We start from the raw sequence: 16,035 nt of genomic DNA, 5'->3' as shown, positions 1-16,035 counted from the left end.
GGGCAAAGTTAAGCCGCCACCGGCCATCGGCGCCCGGGTGTGGATGCCGGGTAGTTGCGCCGGCCAGTCTGTCTGGCCAGCTGGAGAAATTCGCGGCTAGTCTAGCGTTTTGTATGCGTATGCGGAAAGGGTCTGTATGGCAAAACAGGAAAATCAGGACGATCAGGAGTATAGGGCCCGGGCAACGGCCCTCCGGCTTCTGGCCAGGCGGGAGCACAGCCGTATGGAATTGAGCCTGAAACTCCGTCAGAGGAAAGTCCCGGGCGACATTATCGAGTCTGTGCTCGACGAATATGAGGGCGAAGGCTGGCTCGACGACAACCGCTTTGCCGATATCTATGCCCGCCAGCGAATGGACCTCGGTTATGGGCCCTTGCGAATTCTTGGGGAGCTCCAGCAACGCGGGGTTCACAGCAGTCCGGACTGCCTGGAGGAAATGACGGACGAGGACTGGAATCAGAAGGCGATCGGTTTAAGGGAGAAGCGATTTGGTCTGGCGGATCTAAGTGAAGACTGGAATGAGAAGGTTCGCCAGGCGCGCTTTCTGAATCGGCGAGGGTTTTCCGCCAGTCAGGTTGAATGCGCCCTTGAAGCTCGGTCACCCTGACCTCCCGCAACGTTGCAGCTTGAAGGTCAGAGGGTGGGTGGTATCACACCCAGTTCCGGTGGCAGAGCCGCCCTGAGCTCTGAGCCCGCTTGCGAGCCATTGGGTGGAGCGTCTTTTGCCTCCTTCCCCTCCATGTGGACCAGTTGCGGTTTTTTCGCGGGGGGGGTGGTGCCCGGTTCGTGGAGGCGCGCCAGTACGTCGTAGTAGCGCCGGATGTTCTGAACGTAAACCACAGGCTCATTGCCCCTGGCGTAGCCAAAGCGAGTCTTTGTGTACCACTCCTTCTGGGCAAGCAGGGGCAGGAATTCCTTGACGTCCATCCACCGGTCAGGATCCTTCCCGGCGCTTTCCGTCAGGCGCCTGGCGTCTTCCAGATGCCCGAAGCCCACATTGTAGGAGGCCAGGGCAAACCAGCTCCGGTCAGGTTCCGGAATTCGCTCCGGAATCTTTTCATGCACTATTCTGAAATACTTGGCGCCGCCCTGAATGCTTTCTTCGGCATCCAGCCGGTTATTGATACCGATGTGACTGGCGGTGTTGCGGGTCAGCATCATCAGGCCACGCACGCCAGTAGGTGAAACGGCGTTGGGACGCCAGTGTGATTCCTGGTAGCCGATGGCGGCAAGCAGCCTCCAGTCAATCTTGTATTCCTTGGCGTATTCCCGAAACAGTGGCTCGTATTTTGGCAGTCGGCTTTTCACGTGGTGCATAAACGTGCGGGCGCCGACGTAGTTCAGTCGGTCCAGATGCCCGTAAAAGCGCTCGGAAATCTGGGCCAGGATGCCATTAACCCTGAGCTTTTCCAGAAACTTTTCGGCGGCCCTGGCCAATGACTCGTCCTGTGCGGCGGGGAAAAACCAGGCCAGCTCCCGGGGGTCTCCCATGGCAAAGGCCTCTTTCACCATGGGGTAAAAGACCTGGTTCATCTCAAGTACGTTGGACGAAATGATTGCATACCGGAATTCGCCGCTTTCCACCCTGCTGAGGACGCCAGCAGCATCAAGGCCAGGATGGACCTGCCACTGAAGTTTGGGGAGGTCTGACTGAGCTTGAGAAAGGCGCTGCTCATGATTGCTGTCCGCAACGACATGGACAGTTTTTCCTGCCAGATCCGCCAGAGATTCCGGACGCTCAACATCCCGGTTGTAGATCAGCACTGATTGAGCCGTAATGCCCGTCGGTACCGTGTGGTATTCGCCAGAAATCGCTGTTTGGTTTGAAAGCCCCGCCATGCCGATATGGGCGTAATTTTGCGTCAGAACAGAGAGAATTTCCGTATTGTCTCCGGCGACGCGAATTCTCAGTTTTACACCCAGTTCCTCGGCAAAGAGTTTTGCCAGCTCATAGTCGTAACCGGTCGGCCCGCCCTCTTCTTCAATATAGATGGACGGCGCGACCCGAGTAATCACATGCAGGACACCCTCTTCACGAATTTCCTGAAGGGTAGTGGGTTGTGAGCAACCTGTAATGATGAGGGCAACACCAAGGAGAAGTAGCGTCCTGGCGGGTGCGCCTGCTATCGCAGTACGAAATCTCGACAAATCCTTGGTCTCCGTTACAGCTGGATCATCTGGTTACGGCGAACGTGAGAGTCCCGTATCCTTTTTTATCCCGAGTGTGGATTCCCTTTCCACCCTTTTAATGATCCTTGGTGTCGGAGGTCTGGTCAATAAATCTGGTTAATTAGTATGCAAAACAATGTCAATTGCCCCGTCCGGGATTAACGTTTCCAGCGCTGTATCCTGACCCCGCTTTCGAGTATCATGGCGGCCTTTCAGATTGCACCCAGACTTCCCCGTTTCGCGCGATACAGGTTGATATCATGCTTGAACTTCGCGGCGCACCCGCGCTCTCGCCATTCCGCTCCCGCAAATTGCATTCCCGGATTCAGGATATCGTGCCTGAAATCGAGCATGTGTATGCAGAGTTCATGCACTTCGTTGATCTGGAGGCCGACCTTTCAGAATCCGAACAGGCCATTCTCGACCGGCTTCTGACTTATGGGCCCAGCGTGCCAGTGGAGGAGCCCGATGGTGTGCTCTTCCTGGTTGTGCCACGCCCGGGCACGCTGTCTCCCTGGTCGAGCAAGGCGACAGACATTGCCCGGAACTGCGGGCTCCGGCAGATTCACCGGATCGAGCGCGGCACCGCCTTCTATGTCCGGTCTCGCCGCAAGCTGGGACTGGAGCAGCGTGAGAAAATTGCCGCGCTGTTGCACGACCGCATGACCCAGAAGGTGTTTCACGAAATGGGCGGTGCGGAATTGTTGTTCAGCCACGAAGAGCCACGGCTTCTTGGACGGGTTCCGGTTCTGGCTGGCGGCCGGGATGCGCTGGTGGAGGCAAACTCACGCCTCGGGCTGGCCCTTGCCGAAGATGAAATCGACTACCTGGTAAAATCTTTCACGGATCTTTCGCGGGATCCGACCGACGTTGAACTGATGATGTTCGCCCAGGCCAACTCCGAGCATTGCCGGCACAAGATTTTCAATGCCTCCTGGGATATCGACGGTGAAGGCCAGGAAAAATCACTGTTTGCCATGATCCGCAACACCTATGAAATGAACAGCGAAGGTGTTCTCTCGGCCTACAAGGACAACGCTTCCGTCATCCGGGGCAGTCGTGGTGGCCGTTTCTTCCCGGATCCTGAGACCGGCGTGTACGGCTATAACGAGGAAGACATCCACATCCTCATGAAGGTGGAGACTCATAACCACCCGACGGCCATTGCGCCAGCGGCCGGCGCAGCGACGGGTTCCGGCGGCGAAATCCGGGATGAGGGTGCCACCGGCCGTGGTTCCAAGCCCAAGGCGGGCCTGGCAGGTTTTACGGTGTCCAACCTGAATCTCCCCAATGATCCCCAACCCTGGGAGATCAACTATGGCAAACCCGAGCGGATTGCCTCCGCCCTCGACATTATGATCGAAGGCCCTATTGGTGGTGCCGCGTTCAACAACGAATTTGGCCGTCCCAACCTGGCTGGCTATTTTCGAACATTTGAAGAGAAGGTGCCCGGTGCGGCCGGTGAGGAAGTGCGCGGGTATCACAAGCCGATCATGATAGCCGGCGGTCTCGGCAATATTCGTGAAGAGCATGTGGAGAAGGGCAACATTCCTGTGGGCGCCAAGCTTATTGTCCTCGGTGGGCCGTCCATGCTGATTGGGCTCGGCGGTGGTGCTGCCTCCTCCATGGATTCCGGGTCCAGCAATGAGAACCTGGATTTTGCGTCTGTCCAGCGAGATAACCCGGAAATGGAGCGCCGCTGTCAGGAAGTGATCGACCGTTGCTGGCAGATGGGTGACAGAAACCCGATCGCGTTTATTCATGATGTTGGGGCCGGTGGCCTCTCCAATGCCATGCCGGAGCTGGTTAAGGATGGCGGCCGTGGCGGCAAATTCGAGCTGCGCGATATTCCGAGTGACGAACCTGGAATGTCTCCTCTGGAGATCTGGTGTAACGAGTCCCAGGAGCGTTATGTCATGGCAGTGGCTCCGGAAAACCTGGAGATGTTCGATGCCCTCTGCCGTCGCGAGCGCTGCCCTTATGCAGTGATCGGTGAGGCAACGGAAGCGCATCATCTTGAGCTTGGCGATTCCTATTTTGACGACAAGCCCGTTGACTTGCCGATGGAAGTGCTATTTGGCAAGCCGCCCCGTATGCACCGCAGCATCAGCCGCGCTTCGTTCACCAAACCGATTTTTGATTCCACGAAGGTTGATCTGCACGATGCGATCCGCCGGATTCTCCGCCTTCCGTCCGTGGGTTCGAAGAGCTTCCTGATCACCATTGGTGACCGCACCATCACAGGCCTGGTTGCCCGTGACCAGATGGTCGGGCCCTGGCAGGTTCCGGTCGCCGACGTGGCTGTCACTGCCAGCTCATTTGATGTCCGCACCGGTGAAGCCATGGCAATGGGCGAGCGTACCCCGGTTGCCACTATTGATGCGCCGGCATCCGGCCGTATGGCCGTGGGTGAGGTGATTACCAATCTGGCTGCGGCGCCCATCAGCAAGCTTTCCGACATCCGGTTGTCCGCCAACTGGATGGCCGCTGCAGGCCACGCGGGCGAAGATGAAAACCTCTATGAAACGGTTCGTGCGGTGGGCATGGAACTCTGCCCGGAGCTCGGAATTACCATCCCGGTCGGCAAGGACTCCATGTCTATGAAGACCGTGTGGGAAGAAGACAACGGTGAGCAGAAGAGTGTAACTGCGCCGCTTTCGCTGATTGTCAGCGGCTTTGCACCGGTCACTGATGTGGCGAAAACCCTGACGCCACAGGTAGTAAAAGATACTGGCGAAACCGATCTTATCCTGGTTGATCTGGCAGCTGGCCAGAACCGCCTGGGCGGCTCTGCGCTAGCCCAGGTATATCGTGCGGTGGGTGCGGTAGCGCCGGATCTGGACGACCCCGAGGATATCAAAGCCTTCTTCGCCGTGATCCAGGGGCTCAATGCGGACGATAAGGTTCTGGCCTACCACGACCGCTCAGACGGTGGTCTGTTTGTAACCCTGGCTGAGATGTGTTTTGCCGGCCGGTCCGGGGTCGACATCAAGCTTGATGGTCTGGCAGAAGACCGTACCCAGTTTGCACGGGAACTGTTCAACGAAGAGCTGGGCGCTGTTATCCAGGTGCGCCGGGAAGATACCGGTTTTGTGCTGCAGCAGTTCTCGGCGGCCGGACTTGGAGATCACATCAGCGTTATTGGCAGTCCGAATGACACTGACCGGCTGCGCCTGACCTTTGAAGGCTCAACGGTTGTGGATGAGGCGCGCGTTGAGTTGCAGCGCCTATGGGCTGAGACGAGCTACCGTATCCAGTCTTTGCGTGACAATGCCGATTGCGCCCAGGAAGAGTTTGATAACCTGCTGGATTCCGAAGATCCGGGCCTTCATGTCGAACTTTCCTACGATATCAATGACGATGTGGCTGCTCCGTATATCAACAAGGGTGCACGTCCGAAGGTGGCTGTTCTGCGGGAGCAGGGCGTGAACGGGCAAGTGGAGATGGCGGCCGCATTTGACCGTGCCGGCTTCGACTCCGTCGATGTGCACATGAGCGATCTGCTCTCTGGTCGCGTGACTCTGGATGGCTTTAACAGCCTTGTTGCCTGTGGTGGCTTTTCATACGGTGATGTTCTTGGCGCCGGCGAGGGTTGGGCCAAGTCCATTCTGTTCAGCGACCGCGTCAGGGATCAGTTTGCAGCTTTCTTCAACCGACAGGATACGTTGGCACTTGGCGTCTGCAACGGATGCCAGATGCTCTCCAACCTGCACGAGTTGATTCCGGGCAGCGAGGGTTGGCCTCGCTTCGTTCGCAACCAGTCAGAGCAGTTCGAGGCTCGCCTGGCGATGGTCGAAGTGATGCCGTCGCCGTCGGCCTTTATGGATGGTATGGCCGGTTCACGTATGCCGATTGCGGTCGCGCATGGTGAGGGCAGGATTGAGTTTGCCGGTGGCAACTCGGCCTCGGCTCTTTCTGAAAATGAACTGGTCGCCCTGCGTTATGTCGATAACCGGGGTGAAGCGACGGTTCGTTACCCCTACAACCCAAACGGATCAGAAGCGGGCATCACCGGCGTCACTACCCGAGATGGTCGTGTAACCATCATGATGCCTCACCCTGAGCGTGTGTTCCGGGCTGTGCAGCATTCCTGGCGCCCTTCGGAATGGCAGGAAGACGGTTCCTGGATTCGCATGTTCAGAAATGCGAGACGCTGGTTCGGCTGATCAATTGGTCTGAATTCAAGCCGGCTTTGGATGCGCTCTTCATGAGCGTTAACACCAAAGCCGGCTTTTTTGTTTGACGCCCTGTTTCTGAGCGTTTTTCAAGAGAAAAAATCCGAGAAATTCGCAATAATTCCCTTGACTCAGTATTTTTATGCACATTTCTGGGGCCTTCTTGTTTGTTCTGTAAACAAAGAGCGGGATTTCGGTTCAACTTTTGTCCATCAATTATAAGGTATTGATTAATAACACTTAAATTTATCAGGTGAATTTGTCGCCAATTTAAGGAAAGTGCAGTGATTACGGGGTTTAGAGGCGTGTTCCCAAAAACTTTCCCCAGAGTTATCCACAGATTCTGTGGGTAAGTGCCTAAGCTATTAATCTGTACAAAAAATATCCGATCTCAAGGAGAATATTCGATGTACAAGATGTGTTATTTCGTTCCGGAAACTCATGTTGAGAAGACAAAGCAGGCATTGTTTGATGCTGGGGCCGGCCGCATTGGCAATTACGACAGTTGTGCCTGGCAATGCCTCGGCAGGGGACAGTTTCGTCCCCTGGATGGAAGCGATCCGTTCCTTGGTAAAACCGGTGAGATTGAGGCGGTTGACGAGTATAAAGTGGAGCTGGTTTGCGAGGACAATCTGATCCGGGATGCTGTTGCGGCACTCAAACGGGCCCATCCGTATGAGGAACCCGCCTTTGAAATCTATCGCCTGGAGGACTTCTAGTCGGCTTTCCGGTGGCTTGCTGACATAGGGTGCCGGATGTCACTAACATGAACGCCGAAGGACTCGCTTTTGAGGTCTGAGAGAAAAAGCTCAAGGGTTCGGCGAACAGTCGGGAAGGAGATCTCATCCCAGGGTATCTCATCAAGATTGAACAGCCTGGTTTCCAGGGACTCCTCTCCAGCACCGAATTGCCCGTCCTTGAGGGTGGCCCGATAGAACATATGTACCTGGTTGATATGCGGTACGTCGATAATGGAGTAGAGGCCCTCGATGTTTACCTCAGCCAGGGCTTCCTCAAGTGTTTCCCGTTCCGCTGCTTCAATAGTGGTTTCTGCGTTCTCCATAAACCCGGCCGGAAGTGTCCAGTAGCCATAACGCGGCTCAATGGCCCGCCGACACAGGAGAATCTTGCCCTGCCAGACAGGAACCGTGCCGGCGACGATGCGTGGGTTCTGGTAATGTATGGTATCGCAGCTGATACAGACATAGCGGTGCCGGTTGTCGCCTTCGGGGATGCGTTGTTCAACCGGATGGCCGCATGTGCTGCAGTACTTCATGATTTTCCCCGTATACTTTATGATTTGGTAGTCAGTTTAACGATCCCGGCTGCCTCTGTCTCATCCAACATCAGGATGTACCTTGGAGACCAAACGTGCGTGATTTACTCGCCGAGCGCCTGGCCGGTTATGCGCCCCGACAGCTCGCTCTGGATTATCCCGAAGCCGGTATATTAGTACCTGTAACCGACGACCATCGAAACCCCGAGATGATTTTTACGCTCAGATCGGAAAATCTGAGCACACACCGGGGGCAGGTGGCCTACCCGGGTGGGAAGCGTGATCCTGGTGACCCCTCTCTCGCGGCGACTGCGTTAAGGGAAACCCACGAAGAGATTGGTCTGCCACCGGATCAGGTGCAGATTGTCGCACCGCTCAGTCAGGTTATGTCCCGTTACGGTATCCTGGTCACCCCATACGTGGGCGTAATTCCCGGGGATCATCCTCTGGAGCCTAATCCACATGAGATTGAGAGCATATTCAGGGTGCCGCTGTCGTTTTTCCTTGAGGACAAGCGAGAAAGAACAGACGCGCTGAATTTTCTCAATCATACCTTTTATGTCCCCTGCTACCGTTGGGAGCGCTACCAGATATGGGGCCTCTCTGCAGTGGTTCTGGTTGATTTCCTGAACGCTGTTTATGATGCCCGGATTGATTTGCTCGAGCCGCCCGAACGAGGCTGACGAAATCTCGCCAGCTTACGTTATTTGCTGATGTCCCCCTAGCCACTCCGCTTCTGGAGATTATTGACATGCGCCGTTTGAAAATAACGGTGCAGGGTGTTTTTGCGCTCAAAAATCGCTCAAGAATAAGACTAAAGTCTAATGTGTTTAAGCGGCGAACAGGTATTACATGGTGAATACTGTATGCAAACGATAACGAAGGAGTTGTGTCGTGGAGTTTGTTCAATGAAGAAAATTCAAACCGAGAAGAACCTTCCGGAGCTCATTTATGACTCCGTGGTCAATGCCATCGTTGAAGGTTTGCTCAAGCCCGGAGAGAGGGTCACCCAGGAAAGTCTGGCCGAAAGACTGGATGTCTCACGGTTGCCGGTAAGTCAGGCAATGCAGCGCCTTCGCGATGATGGCTTCCTCTCTGCAGTAGGGCGTCGGGGCCTGATGGTTTCGATACTCGATGAGGATTTCGTGGCGCAGTTGTACGAATTCCGGTGCGGGATCGACCTGATCAGTGCCGGTCTCGCTGCCCGGCGGGCAGATCCCGGGGCGCGAAAGCGTGGAGAGGAAATCATTGCTGATGGATACGCGGCAGGAAAGGCCCATGACCTTCCCGCGCTCATCGACGCCGACATGCGCTTTCACGGCTTCATATACGAACTGGCGGGTAACACCTTCATCCTGGATTCAATGGAGGCCCACTGGAATCACGTAAGACGAGTGATGAGCGACATTCTCATCGTTGAGAAAAACCAGCAACAGATTTGGGAAGAGCACGAGGCAATACTCAATGCGGTGTTGGCCGGCGACGTGCAGAACGCTGAAACGCTTGCGAGGCAGCATGTGGAGACTGCATCAAAATGGCTTCAGCAGGAAATTCAGAGCTCACGCGAACCGCTTAAAAGAAGCGGCAGCGCAACAATCTAATCCAAGGAGAATGCGATGCAAAACAATGACAATAACGCAACTGTGATTCGGGTAATGCTGGCGAAGATTGGCCTGGACGGTCACGACCGGGGCATTAAGGTTGTTGCACGTGCGCTGCGGGATGCCGGTATGGATGTGGTCTATACCGGGCTGCATCGCACACCGGAAGAAGTCGTCGATGCCGCTATCCAGGAAGATGTGGATATCCTGGGCATCAGCCTGCTCTCGGGCGCGCACATGCACATTTTCCCCAAAGTTCTGGAACTTCTGAAAGCGAAGGAAGCGGAAGACATGATCGTTGCCGGTGGTGGTGTTATCCCGGATGACGATGTCAAAGAGCTCTACCAGATGGGCGTCCACAAGATTCTGTTACAGGACACTCCTCCCCAGGAAATCATTGATTCGTTCCGGCAACTGGTTGCTGATCGTGGTGCCCGATAAGTCCGGTGCCATGTCGGCCAGGCGGCCATGACAGGTTTCCTCAGACGACAGCCAATAACAATATCAGGAGTCTCCGATGGAAGAGTGGAATTTTCCCCCCAATTACAACAAAGACTATTTTCCGGACCCGAACAGCCCTTACTGGTTCCGCGCCCGGGAAACCATGGACCCGGAGAAGCGGGATGATCTGATTGTTGCGCGCATCCGCGACGTGATGGCCTATGCCTACGACCACTCGCCATTTTACCAGCGCAAATGGGACGAGGCCGGTATAAAGGCCAAAGACATCCGCACCCTTGCAGACTTCGAAGAAGTGCCTGTCGTCACCAAGCAGGAACTGCGTGAATCCCAGGCGAAAAATCCGCCATTCGGGGATTACCTTTGCTGCCCTGAAAGCGATATCCATCACATCCATGGCACCTCCGGCACAACCGGCCGGCCCACCGCTTTTGGTATTTCCCGCCGTGACTGGGACACCATCGCCAACAACCATGCCCGGATCATGTGGGGTATGGGTCTGAGGCCGGGGGATACGGTGTTTGTGGCCGCTATCCTCAGTCTCTATATGGGGTCCTGGGGCGCGCTGATCGGTGCCGAACGGTTGGGCTGCAAGGCGTTTCCCTTTGGCGCTGGCGCTCCCGGGATGACGGCGCGAGCGGTTACCTGGCTGAGCATGATGAAGCCCGCCGGGCTCTACTCCACACCGTCCTATGCACTTAGGCTGGCGGAAGTCGCCCGTGAGGAAGGGGTTGACCCCAAAGAGTTCGGTATCAAGGTGCTGTTCTTTTCCGGTGAGCCGGGCGGGTCCATTCCGTCCATCCGGGACAAGATCCAGGACATCTACGGTGCCAAGGTGGTTGATTGCGGAACCATGGCCGAACTGACGCCCTGGATGCACGCCTCGGGCAGCGCCGACACCGAGGGCATGCTGCTGTGGCAGGACATTGTCTACACCGAAGTGGCGGACCCGAATACCAATCGTCGTGTTCCCTACGGCGAGCAGGGCACCCCGATTTACACCCACCTCGAGCGGACTTCGCAACCGATGATCCGCATGGTCTCCGGCGACCTGACCCATTGGGTGATGGAAGACAACCCGTGCGGCCGAACCTATCCGAGACTGCCGAAAGGTATCTACGGGCGGATCGACGACATGTTTCAGATCCGTGGTGAAAACGTATACCCCAGCGCCATAGCTGAAGTTCTCGAAGGTCTCGCCGGCTATGGTGGTGAGCACCGCATTATCATCTCACGAGGCGGCTCGATGGATGAGCTGGCTGTACAGGCAGAATTCGACCAGGAGACCGCGAACAACGGTCCGGATGCGGTCAAGGCGTTGGGAGAAAGAGTGGAGGCCGAGCTCAGCCGGGTACTGGGTGTTCGGGCACGGGTTGTCATGGTCGAGCCGGAGACCTTCCCGCGCACCGATTTCAAGGCTCAGCGTGTTGTTGACGACAGGGACCTGTACCAGAGCCTGAACCAGAAGCGAGGTGGTTGAATGATTAACCGCATACCCTCGATGGAATTGGCTGAACGGGTTCGGGAAGGAAACCTCCGCGCCATCGCCAGGCTTATTACCCGGGTTGAAAGCGGCGGTGATCCCGACGTTCGCCAGGCTCTGGCCGAACTTTACAAGAGTACTGGCCGCGCCCATGTGGTGGGCATTACCGGTGTTCCGGGCGCAGGGAAGTCGACCTTGGTCACACAGCTGGTCCATGAATACCGGGCCAGTGGCCGCACGGTCGGTGTGGTTGCCATCGACCCTTCGAGCCCATTCTCGGGTGGTGCCATCCTCGGTGATCGCATTCGCATGGGAGACCTGGTTTCTGACTCCGGCGTATTCATTCGCAGCATGGCCACCCGGGGTACCCTGGGTGGCCTGGCCAGACCGGCTCTTGACGCGGTCGACCTCCTGGATGCGGGCGGGTTTGACGTGGTGTTGATCGAAACCGTCGGGGTAGGCCAGGACGAAGTCGATATCGTGCGTGCAGCTCATACTACCGTGGTTGTCAATGCGCCCGGGCTGGGTGACGACGTTCAGGCCATCAAGGCAGGGGTGCTGGAAATTGCCGATATCCATGTCGTGAGCAAAGCAGACCGACCGGACTCCAACAAGACCATTCAGGAACTCAAGGCCATGCTGATGATGAGTCTTGAACCCGGTAAGGATATCTGGCGGGTGCCAGTGGTGCCCACCAGTTCTGAAAAACACACCGGATTCGGCGAGTTGATGGCCGCGATTGATCGCCATGCGGAGCATCTGGAACGAAGTGGCGAAATTACCGAAAGGCGACGCCAGATTGCGTTAACCCGGGTAGTGAAAGTCGCAGAAGAGATCGTCCGGGACAATTTTGCACGTGACAGCAGGTCGCAAACCGAAGAGCTGCTCAAGAAGGTTACCCAACGCGAACTGGATCCCCATGGAGCGGCGGTGACCTTGTTAAAAGCCATGAAGGAGACGATTCATGAATCGCACTGACCAGTATGACCCCGCTGCACTCAAGCACATTGAAAAAGAGTTCAACGAGTGGGAAAAGAACGAAGTTGAATCATTTATCAAGCGGGCTCCGGAGAGCCAGTCTGAGTACACTACCGCTTCCGGCATGCCCACGAAGCGCACTTACACGCCGCTGGATCTGAAAAATACCCCGTTCGAGGATATTGGCTTTCCCGGCCAATACCCGTTCACCCGTGGGCCATACCCCACGATGTACCGCGGACGGAACTGGACCATGCGCCAGATCGCCGGATTCGGGACAGCCAGGGAAACCAACGGGCGTTTCAAATACCTTATCGCCCAGGGCCAGACCGGCCTGTCGATCGATTTCGATATGCCCACACTGATGGGGTATGACTCGAGTCACCCGATGAGTCAGGGTGAAGTGGGCCGTGAGGGTGTCGCCATCGATACGCTGGCGGATATGGAGGAGCTGTTCGACGACATCGATCTGACCAAGATATCCGTCTCCATGACGATCAATCCGTCGGCATGGATCCTCTACGCCATGTACATTGCGCTGGCACAGCAGCGCGGCTATGACCTCAATGACCTGTCGGGCACCATCCAGAACGACATTCTCAAGGAGTACATCGCCCAGAAGGAATGGATATTCCCGGTGCGGCCGTCGGTTCGCCTGGTCCGTGACTGTATCCAGTACGGATCCGAGAACATGAAGCGGTATAACGCCATTAATATCTCCGGCTATCACATATCGGAAGCCGGCTCGACCGCTGTCCAGGAAGTGGCGTACACCATGGCCACCACCATGGAGTACGTCAAGACGGCCATCGATGCAGGGGTCGATGTTAACGAGTTCGGGCCCCGGCTTTCGTTTTTCTTCGTGAGCCAGGCAGACTTCTTTGAAGAGATTGCCAAGTTCCGGGCTGCCAGGCGGATTTACGCCAAGATCATGCGGGAAAAATTCGGTGCCACGAACCCCGCGGCCAGCCGGCTACGTTTCCACGCGCAAACTGCAGCGGCAACCCTGACCAAGCCACAGTACACGATCAACCCGATCCGTACTGCGCTGCAGGCGCTCTCTGCCGTGCTGGGCGGCGCGCAATCGCTGCATACCAATGGCATGGACGAGGCTTTCGCCATACCCACCGAGGAAGCAATGCGGATTGCCCTGCGGACCCAGCAGATCATCGCCTACGAGACCAACATCACCCAGGTTGTAGACCCGCTGGGCGGTTCCTACTACGTGGAAAGCCTGACTGACGAGATTGAGCGGGAAGTCTGGAAAATCCTCGATGAGGTTGAAGAACTCGGCGGCACGCTCCAGTGTATCGACGATGGTTACTTCCAGAGAGGCATCTCCGACTCGGCCTATGATTTCGCGCTACGCAAGGCCAGTGGCGAAAGACCGGTTATCGGCGTCAATATGTTCGTCCAGGAGGAAGAGGATGTTGAAATCGAAACTCATCCCCATGACCCGGAGACAGAACGCCGGCAAATTGAACGCCTGAACAAGGTCAAGAACAATCGAGATGAGGAAAAGGTCCAGAGTATGCTCAGGCAGCTGAAAGAGCAGGCCGAGGATGAATCGGTAAACCTGATGCCTCTTACCATTGAGTTGGTTAGAGAGGGCGCTTCGATGGGTGATATTGTTGAAACCCTGAAAGACATTTGGGGAACCTATCGCGAAAAACCTGTAATCTGACCGGCTTCATTTACTGACTGAACCGAGTCACGGGAGAAATGAATGGTCAGGCTTACCAAGATCTATACGAAAACCGGAGATAAAGGCGACACCGGCCTGGGTGATGGAAGCCGGGTCGCCAAGCATGATCTGCGCGTCGAAGCCTATGGCACGGTGGATGAGGCCAACTCCGTTATTGGTCTGGCGAGGCTGCATGTAGACGAGTCGCTGGATGGGATACTTGCACGCATCCAGAACGACCTGTTCGACGTGGGGGCAGATCTATGCACACCTTTCGAGGAGAACCCGAAGTATCCGCCGCTAAGGCTTGCTGAGGCCAAGACCCTCGAGCTTGAGCAGGAGATTGACAGGTTCAACGCGGATATTCCGTCCCTGCGTTCGTTCATACTCCCCGCGGGCAATCCCGCTGCAACGCACCTTCACCATGCCCGGACGGTGACTCGCCGGGCAGAACGGATCATTGTTGAGTTGAAGGAGGAGCAACAGATCAGCCAAGCAGTGCTGGAGTACATGAACCGGCTATCTGATCTGCTGTTCGTGCTTGCGAGGTATTCGAATGGTAAGGGAAAGGACGATGTGCTCTGGGTGCCCGGTGAGTAACATCGGTCGGCCGTGTTAAACTTGCCAGGCCGGGTACACCCCTTGGCCTGCCATCGTTTCGGCGACAAGAAGCAGAGATCAGGAGAATTTTCGGGATGAAGGTCGATGATAAGGTGCGCTCTCCCTGCGTGAATGTCTGTGCACTGGATGAGTACGATATTTGCGTTGGATGCCATCGAAGCGGGGACGAGATCACGCTGTGGACCCGGTTGAATAATGAAGAAAGGCGTGACGTACTCCGGAAAGTCGCGGAGCGCGAAAAAAAATCCTTGATTCACGTTTAATTTAAGGCGCCGGTAGATCATGACTGACACAGTTCGAATTGGTACTCCTCTTAAAAGTAACGCCTTCAAGGTTCTCTTTTGCGGTTCTGGGGAACTCGGAAAAGAGGTGGTTATCGAGTTGCAGCGGTATGGGGTTGAGGTGATCGCTGTGGATAGGTACGCCGATGCACCGGCAATGCAGGTGGCCCATCGGAGCCACGTTATCGACATGCTGGACGGTGCCAGCCTGCGCCGTATTATTGAGCAGGAAAAGCCCAATCTGATCGTTCCGGAAATTGAAGCCATTGCAACGCCCGAGCTGATCAGCCTAGAGGAAGAGGGTTACCGCGTTATCCCGACGGCCAGGGCAGTTAACCTTACGATGAACCGGGAAGGTATTCGTCGACTTGCGGCAGAAGAGCTGGGGCTGGCAACGTCTCCCTACCGGTTTGCCGGGACTCGTGAAGAGTACCTTGCGGCCGTAGAGGAGATCGGATTGCCCCTGGTGGTGAAGCCGGTTATGAGTTCCTCTGGTAAAGGTCAGAGCGCCGTTAAAACTGAGGATGAAATTGAAGCCGCGTGGGAATATGCCCAGTCTGGTGGCCGGGCCGGCAAGGGAAGGGTGATCGTTGAAGGCTTTGTGGATTTTGATTACGAAATTACTTTGCTGACGGTTAAGCACCGGGACGGTGTCTCTTTCTGTGAGCCCATAGGGCACAGACAGGAAGACGGCGATTACCGAGAGTCCTGGCAGCCTCAGGCAATGGCACCACTGGCTTTTGATCGTTCGGCAGAAATTGCCCGTGCCGTGGTAGAGAATCTGGGTGGCTACGGCATTTACGGCGTTGAATTGTTTGTGAAGGAAGACAATGTCTGGTTTTCCGAGGTTTCACCTCGCCCCCATGACACTGGCCTGGTAACACTTGTTTCCCAGGATCTGTCTGAGTTTGCACTTCACGCCCGGGCCATACTTGGATTGCCCATTCCTGCAATTCGACAGAATGGTCCGTCCGCGTCCGCAGTTATTCTCCCGGAAGGTGAATCATCAGAGGTTGCTTATACTGGTCTTGAGGCTGCGCTTGGTGAACCGGACACTCAGCTGCGCCTGTTTGGAAAGCCGGAGCTGAAAGGGCGCCGCCGTATGGGTGTTGCCCTGGCAATGGGGGCTTCTATAGAAGAGGCCCGCGAAAAAGCCCGTAATGCCGCCGGTTCAGTGAAGGTTGAAGTTTGAACTTTATTTCGGATGATTGGTCTTAAGGTAGTGATGATTTGGCGGTTTTTGAAAAAAGTTAAAGCGAACCGTTGACACCTCGGTGCAGGTCTGTAGAATGCGCATCTCCTTCGAGG

General features: G+C 55.9%; 14 protein-coding genes. 12 read left to right on the top strand and 2 right to left on the bottom strand.

All coding sequences use genetic code 11. The features are described 5' to 3' along the window. Positions 1 to 136: 136 nt before the first annotated feature. Positions 137 to 607, top strand: coding sequence for a regulatory protein RecX (locus CLH62_RS14420; protein ID WP_099618905.1), 471 nt, complete (start codon positions 137 to 139; stop codon positions 605 to 607). Between the two features lie 26 nt (positions 608 to 633). Here the strand turns inward: CLH62_RS14420 and mltF are convergent, their stop codons facing one another. Beyond that, positions 634 to 2,148 carry a membrane-bound lytic murein transglycosylase MltF gene (mltF, locus tag CLH62_RS14415; RefSeq protein ID WP_099618904.1) on the bottom strand — a complete coding sequence of 505 codons (1,515 nt, stop codon included), beginning with the start codon at positions 2,146 to 2,148 and terminating at the stop codon, positions 634 to 636. Between the two features lie 281 nt (positions 2,149 to 2,429). Between mltF and purL the strand changes: the two genes are divergently transcribed. After that, positions 2,430 to 6,335 carry a phosphoribosylformylglycinamidine synthase gene (purL, locus tag CLH62_RS14410; RefSeq protein ID WP_099618903.1) on the top strand — a complete coding sequence of 1,302 codons (3,906 nt, stop codon included), beginning with the start codon at positions 2,430 to 2,432 and terminating at the stop codon, positions 6,333 to 6,335. Positions 6,336 to 6,751: 416 nt separating this feature from the next. Continuing rightward, a complete protein-coding gene (locus tag CLH62_RS14405; protein WP_099618902.1) occupies positions 6,752 to 7,063 on the top strand; it encodes a YqfO family protein in 312 nt (103 codons plus the stop codon). Here CLH62_RS14405 and CLH62_RS14400 read toward each other — a convergent pair. Further along, positions 7,060 to 7,620, bottom strand: a complete 561-nt coding sequence (locus CLH62_RS14400; RefSeq protein WP_099618901.1) for an NUDIX hydrolase — start codon at positions 7,618 to 7,620, stop codon at positions 7,060 to 7,062. The two genes, CLH62_RS14405 and CLH62_RS14400, sit on opposite strands and share 4 nt — an antisense overlap. A gap of 95 nt (positions 7,621 to 7,715) precedes the next feature. Between CLH62_RS14400 and CLH62_RS14395 the strand changes: the two genes are divergently transcribed. The 9 genes from CLH62_RS14395 (at position 7,716) to purT (ending at position 15,919) form a co-directional block, all read left to right on the top strand. Further along, positions 7,716 to 8,303 carry an NUDIX hydrolase gene (locus CLH62_RS14395; RefSeq protein WP_099618900.1) on the top strand — a complete coding sequence of 196 codons (588 nt, stop codon included), beginning with the start codon at positions 7,716 to 7,718 and terminating at the stop codon, positions 8,301 to 8,303. 225 nt (positions 8,304 to 8,528) lie between these two features. Beyond that, a complete protein-coding gene (locus CLH62_RS14390; RefSeq protein ID WP_099618899.1) occupies positions 8,529 to 9,221 on the top strand; it encodes a GntR family transcriptional regulator in 693 nt (230 codons plus the stop codon). Positions 9,222 to 9,236: 15 nt separating this feature from the next. Next, entirely contained in the window at positions 9,237 to 9,662 is a 426-nt protein-coding gene (locus CLH62_RS14385; protein WP_099618898.1) for a cobalamin B12-binding domain-containing protein, read from the top strand. A gap of 76 nt (positions 9,663 to 9,738) precedes the next feature. Further along, positions 9,739 to 11,160 carry a phenylacetate--CoA ligase family protein gene (locus tag CLH62_RS14380; protein ID WP_099618897.1) on the top strand — a complete coding sequence of 474 codons (1,422 nt, stop codon included), beginning with the start codon at positions 9,739 to 9,741 and terminating at the stop codon, positions 11,158 to 11,160. Next, on the top strand, positions 11,161 to 12,141 hold the full coding sequence (gene meaB, locus CLH62_RS14375) for a methylmalonyl Co-A mutase-associated GTPase MeaB (RefSeq protein ID WP_099618896.1): 981 nt from the start codon (positions 11,161 to 11,163) through the stop codon (positions 12,139 to 12,141). Next, entirely contained in the window at positions 12,128 to 13,825 is a 1,698-nt protein-coding gene (locus CLH62_RS14370) for a methylmalonyl-CoA mutase family protein (RefSeq protein WP_099618895.1), read from the top strand. Before meaB ends, CLH62_RS14370 begins: the two co-directional genes overlap by 14 nt. A gap of 42 nt (positions 13,826 to 13,867) precedes the next feature. After that, entirely contained in the window at positions 13,868 to 14,425 is a 558-nt protein-coding gene (locus CLH62_RS14365; protein WP_099618894.1) for a cob(I)yrinic acid a,c-diamide adenosyltransferase, read from the top strand. Positions 14,426 to 14,520: 95 nt separating this feature from the next. After that, the gene (locus tag CLH62_RS14360; protein ID WP_099618893.1) at positions 14,521 to 14,709 is read left to right on the top strand and encodes a DUF1289 domain-containing protein; all 189 of its coding nucleotides are present in this window, start codon (positions 14,521 to 14,523) and stop codon (positions 14,707 to 14,709) included. 19 nt (positions 14,710 to 14,728) lie between these two features. After that, positions 14,729 to 15,919 carry a formate-dependent phosphoribosylglycinamide formyltransferase gene (purT, locus tag CLH62_RS14355; protein WP_099618892.1) on the top strand — a complete coding sequence of 397 codons (1,191 nt, stop codon included), beginning with the start codon at positions 14,729 to 14,731 and terminating at the stop codon, positions 15,917 to 15,919. Positions 15,920 to 16,035 lie beyond the last annotated feature (116 nt).

This window comes from Marinobacter guineae, from assembly GCF_002744735.1.
Lineage (GTDB): Bacteria > Pseudomonadota > Gammaproteobacteria > Pseudomonadales > Oleiphilaceae > Marinobacter > Marinobacter guineae.
The sequence above is the reverse complement of the archived record's forward strand: the minus strand, read 5'-3'. Positions and strand labels throughout refer to the sequence as shown.